At 59.4% G+C, this 5,335-nt stretch carries 4 protein-coding genes; 1 reads left to right on the top strand and 3 read right to left on the bottom strand.

The features are described 5' to 3' along the window. From miaA to hypF, 3 genes are all read right to left on the bottom strand, one after another. The coding region (gene miaA, locus AC11W3_RS20150) for a tRNA (adenosine(37)-N6)-dimethylallyltransferase MiaA (RefSeq protein ID WP_484093638.1) at positions 1 to 824 on the bottom strand (824 nt) is incomplete at its 3' end. Beyond that, a complete protein-coding gene (locus AC11W3_RS20145; RefSeq protein ID WP_484093637.1) occupies positions 821 to 2,221 on the bottom strand; it encodes a S41 family peptidase in 1,401 nt (466 codons plus the stop codon). The genes AC11W3_RS20145 and miaA, both read right to left, overlap by 4 nt. Before the next feature lie 85 nt (positions 2,222 to 2,306). Further along, positions 2,307 to 4,589, bottom strand: coding sequence for a carbamoyltransferase HypF (gene hypF, locus AC11W3_RS20140; RefSeq protein WP_484093636.1), 2,283 nt, complete (start codon positions 4,587 to 4,589; stop codon positions 2,307 to 2,309). A gap of 249 nt (positions 4,590 to 4,838) precedes the next feature. Between hypF and AC11W3_RS20135 the strand changes: the two genes are divergently transcribed. Beyond that, a partial coding sequence (locus AC11W3_RS20135; protein WP_484093635.1) for a DUF502 domain-containing protein occupies positions 4,839 to 5,335 on the top strand: 497 nt, incomplete at its 3' end.

Genomic DNA, 5,335 nt, shown 5'->3' with positions numbered 1-5,335 from the left:
TTCTCCTGCTTCTTGGCGAAGTCGTGGATCGCCGAGTTGAGCTTCTGGACCATGTCGTTGCGCGAGAGCTCCCCCCTCAGGTGGCGCGCGAGGTAACGGTACTCAAGGCCGTAAAATTCCAGAACTTCCCAAGGGGTCCCATCGGCGTGCAGCCGCTCGACCTCCTCGATCATCCCTCCCTCCAGACGCTCTTTTAGACGCTTGGTGATACGCTCGCGAATGACTGTGCGGTCCCACCTTATCCCCAGCGTCAGCGCCCTGATCTCGGGCCACGGCTCGCATTCGGCGCCATCGAACTCGGCAATCTCTATGGCTCGGATCAACCGGAGGGGGTCGGTAAGGTCCGTGGTGTTATGCAGCGCCGGATTTACCCCCCGTAGCCGCTCGGCCATCTCCTCCATGGAGAGGGAAGCCAGTTCTTCGCGCAGCGCCGGGTTCTCCGGGACCTCTCTCAGCCGATACGCTCTCAAGACGCAGTCGAGATACATCCCGGTACCCCCGACCAGCAGGGGCAGCCGGCGACGGTCGGAAATATCCTGAAACGCTTGAAGGAAGAGACGTTGGAATTGGAAGAGGTTGAAGTCGTATCCGGGGGGCGCCACATCGATGAGGTGATACGGTACTCCGTCGTACTCGTGCAGGTCCTTCCCTGTGCCGATATCCATGCCGCGGTACACCTGGCGGGAATCGGCGGAGATGATTTCTCCGTCGAACCTTTTTGCCAGCTCGACCCCGAGCCTGGTTTTCCCGGAAGCGGTCGCCCCCAGCACCACCAGAAGATTATAGCGGTTGTCGTCGACGCGAAACGATTGGTCGAGATTCAATGCCTGGTTGCCTTCAGCAGGTTGATCCCCTTGAGAAGGTCCAGTGCGCGGGAGAGTTGGTTATCCCTTTGCAACGCTTCCTGCTCCTTCTTGTCCTGCCCTGCTTTGGTGTCCTTGGCCCCTTTGGCGTCTTTAGTACCTTTGGTGGCTTTTGTATCTTTGGCGCCATTTGAATCTTTGGTGGAATTTGAATCTTTCGCCGGTTCGGGGGCCTGCATATGCCCGTCCAGGTCCTCTTCCCGGATATCCGGCAACTTGTCCTTTATCTGCTTCGCCGGTTTTTTATTGAACTCCACGATGATATCCGGGGTAATCCCCTTTGCCTGGATAGACCTGCCGCTCGGAGTGTAGTAGCGGGCGGTGGTGAGCTTTAGGCCGTCGCCGTTTTGAAGGGTGATGATCGACTGCACGCTCCCCTTGCCGAAACTCTGCGTCCCCATGATGACGGCCCGCTTGTGGTCCTGCAGGGCACCCGCCACGATTTCAGAGGCGCTGGCACTTCCGCCGTTGATAAGCACAACCATGGGATAGGGGGGTTCTTTTTCGCCGACGTAGGCGGTCAGGCTGCGTTGCGAGGAGGGATCCCGTCCCTTGGTGGTCACGATGAGGCCGTCGGAGAGCCCTTCTCCTATGAATCGATCGGCAACCAGGAATGCCTGGTCGACCAGTCCGCCGGGGTTGTAACGCAGATCCAGGATCAGCCCCGAAAGCGGCTTCCCGTTGTCGGCCGCCAGGGTCCTGAGGGCGCGGTTGAAGTCTTCGGCGGTATGTTCCTGGAATTCGGCGATGGCGATGTAGCCGAAGCCCGGCTCAAGTAGCTTCCCTCTCAGGCTCTTGGTCTTTATGATGGCGCGGGTGAGATGGAAGTTGATGGGCGCCGTGCCGTTTCTCAGGATGCAGAGGGTGACGTTGGTGCCGGGAGTGCCGCGCATCCGGCTGACGCACTCGTTGATCGGGAGCCCCCGGGTCTCCTTGCCGTTGATCTTGTAGATATGGTCGCCGGCGAGAATCCCTGCCTTCGAGGCGGGGGTATCCTCGATCGGCGCGTTGACCATCAGTTTCCCGTCCTGCATCCCCAGCTCGATCCCGAGGCCGCCGAATTCACCGGCCATGTGGACCTTCATTTCGCTGTAATCGGTGGCGGGGAGGTAGGTGCTGTGCGGGTCAAGGGCGGAGAGCATGCCGTTGATGGCGCCGGTCATCAGCTTCTTGTCCTCCACCTTGTCGACGTAGCTCTTTTTGACGATGGCCACTACCTCCCGGAACATCCGCAGGTAATCGGCATCCGTTCGCTTGGCTACGGCCAGCTTGTTCACTGTCGGGACAAGGAGAACGACGAGCAGGGCGAGGGCGATAACAGCGGTGATGGCCGTGATAACGGTGCGTTTGAGTGTCATGCTTCGGTGCCTTCTTCAGCAGGATTGGGGGCGTGAAAGTTTAAACAACGAATGTAAATTCTGCAGCCTTCATTGTCAACTGCTATCACGGCGGGACATGCATTCTTGCCGCCACAATGGCCTGTCCCAGCGCGATGCCGCCGTCATTGGGAGGGGCGAGACGCTGGGTGAAGACCTGGAACTCGTTTTCGACCAGAAGTCGGTGGGCTCCCTCGGTCAGCAATCGGTTCTGGAAGACGCCTCCGGACAAGGCGACCCGGTCTATCCCGGTCTCCTCGCGGATCAGACGACAGGTTTCCATGACCGCCGCCGCCAGCGTGTTGTGAAAGGTGCGGGCTATTTCCGACACCGGTGCGCCGGCGCCGATATCCTTGATGATCGACCGGATCGTGGGCCGGAAGTCGCAGATGTATTTGCCCGCCGTTACCCCTATCTCGAAACGGTACGCAGCGACCGATCTCCCCGATTCGGCAAAGGCTTCCAGTTCCATCGCCGCCTGCGCTTCATAGGACACCTTTGCCCGCAGACCAATAAGAGCTGCCACCGCATCGAACAACCTCCCGCAACTCGAGGTATAGGGGGAGTTCAGCCTCTTCTGCAGCATCTTGAGTAAGAGCTTTCGTTGTGCTTCAGGAACCTTCCGGACAGAGGACAGGGGGAGGTAGAAGAGTTCTTCTCCAACCGCGTCATAGAGATACGACAGTGCCATGCGGTAGGGCTCCCTCACCGCGGTATCTCCACCCGGTAAAGGGACGGCGCGGAAATGCCCCTTCCTTTCGAAGCCGGAGTATCCCCCGATCAGGAATTCCCCGCCCCAGAGGGTACCGTCGGGGCCGTATCCAGAGCCGTCGAAGATGACCCCGATGGCCTCTCCCTCGAGGCCGTTTTCCGCCATGCAGGAAGCCAGGTGGGCATGATGGTGCTGGACGCCGATCCTCGGGAGACCTTTCACTGCTTTCGCATAGCTGGTGGAGAGGTAGTCCGGATGCAGGTCGTGGGCCACCATCTCGGGCTCGATTCTCAGGAGACGCTTCATGTGGCTCACTGTCTCCTCAAGAGACGACACGGTGGCGGCGTCCTTGAGATCACCGATATGCTGGCTGAGAAATGCCTTGTTCCCCTTGGTCAGGCAGACCACCGTCTTCAGCTCGGCCCCAACGGCCAGGACCCTGTGCCGGATCTCGGGCAGCGTGATGATGCGGGGGACGTAACCCCTTGACCGGCGCAGGAAAACCGGCCGCCCCTTCGAGATCCGCATGACCGAGTCGTCGGTGCGGGTGAAGATTTCACGGTTATTGGTGAGGAAAAAATCGGCCAAGCCGCCAAGGCGCCGCATCGCCTCCTCGTCGCGGTAACATATCGGCTCGTCGCACAGGTTGCCGCTGGTCATCACCAGCGCGGTGAAGTTATCCCTCAGCAGCAGGTGGTGCAGCGGGGCGTACGGGAGCATCACGCCGAAGTTGCCGGTAGTCGGGGCCACCAGCGGTGCGATGCGGTTGGCGTCGCGCTTGGGCAGCAGCACGATAGGGCGCTCGGGGCACGATAGCAGCTTCTCTTCCGATTCCTGGACCACAGCGTAAGTCGCAATGGCCGCGAGATCGGGCGACATGATTGCGAAAGGCTTGTGGTCCCGCCTTTTCCGCTTTCTTAGCTCCTGCACCGCCGATTCATTGCAGGCGTCGACCGCAAGGTGGTAACCGCCGAGTCCCTTGATGGCGATGATCTTCCCTTCCTTCAGCAGGTTGATAGCCACTTCGACAGGGTTGCCCTCGACCGCCGTGCCGCTTGGATCGAGGAGAGTCAGCATGGGGCCGCAGGCGGGGCAGGCATTCGGCTGGGCGTGAAATCTCCGGTTCTCCGGATCCTCGTATTCGGACCGGCACTCGTCGCACATCTCGAACGGGGCCATGGTGGTAAAGGCCCGATCGTAGGGAACGGAGTTGATGATGGTATAGCGGGGCCCGCAGTTAATGCAGTTGATGAACGGGTAGAGGTAACGACGGTCGTTTGGATCGAAAAGCTCCGCCTGGCAATCAGGGCAGACGTCACCATCGGGGGCTACCTGGATCAGGTTGCCGCTGCCGCCGCTCTCCCTGATAAAAAAGCCGCTGCTGTCTGTCACTGCCATGTCTTTGACTGTCATGCAGCTGATGGCAGCCAAAGGCGGGGCGGTGTCGGGGATGGCGCGGGCGAACTCCTCCAGCGTCTGTCTCGGCCCCTGCGCCTCCACGATCACGCCGGAAGGGGTATTCATGACCCACCCCGACAGACTGTATCCGGCCGCCAGCCTGTAAATATAGGGACGGAATCCGACGCCCTGGACAATTCCCTCTATCTCGATCCTGATCCTTTTGTTAATGGCGCTCACTCTCCCCGGCTTTGAGGTTGAAGTTCACTCACTCACTTTATCTTAATTCTGACAGATGTCGATTTTCTCCTGCCTTTTGTGCCTTTATTGATAGTCTCACATTGTCCCTCCAGTGACAGTTGGGTTTCCTGCTGAGTGTCGGCTATGACAGAAGCCGGCGGGGGAGTGCGGAAGAAGGTACATCGCTGCAAAATCGTTGACTTCGTCCCTGCTCTGATGCATAACCCACATCATCACAAGGAGGCGGTAATGGAAAAGATGGCCAGGCATTTCAAAGGAAAATTCATCACCGGTCTCTTTGTCGTGGTGCCGCTGGGGATAACGATCTTCATCCTGAAGTTCCTCTTCAACTTTGCCGACGGCATCCTTGGAAGCTACATCGACTCCGTGTTGTCAGTCTTCATCCATCGGGACTACCATATCCCCGGCCTTGGCATGATCACCGGCTTCGTAGTCATCTACCTCTCGGGGGTGCTGGCCACCAACGTCATGGGGACCCGCATCCTCAGGTGGTGGGACGAATTGCTCTCCCGCATCCCCCTGGTAAAGTCGATCTACAATTCGAGCAAGCAGCTGACGCAGGTGTTCAAGGAGGGGAAGACCTCCTACCGTAAGGCGGTCTTCGTCGAGTGGCCCAGACCCGGGGTGCGGGCCATCGGTTTCGTCACCGGGGAGGTGCTGCGGGACGGCGAGAAGATGGTGGTGGTCTACATCCCGACCATGCCGAACCCGACCTCGGGATTCGC

Source organism: Geomonas sp. (assembly GCF_056994735.1).
This window is presented reverse-complemented; position numbering and strand designations above follow the sequence as displayed.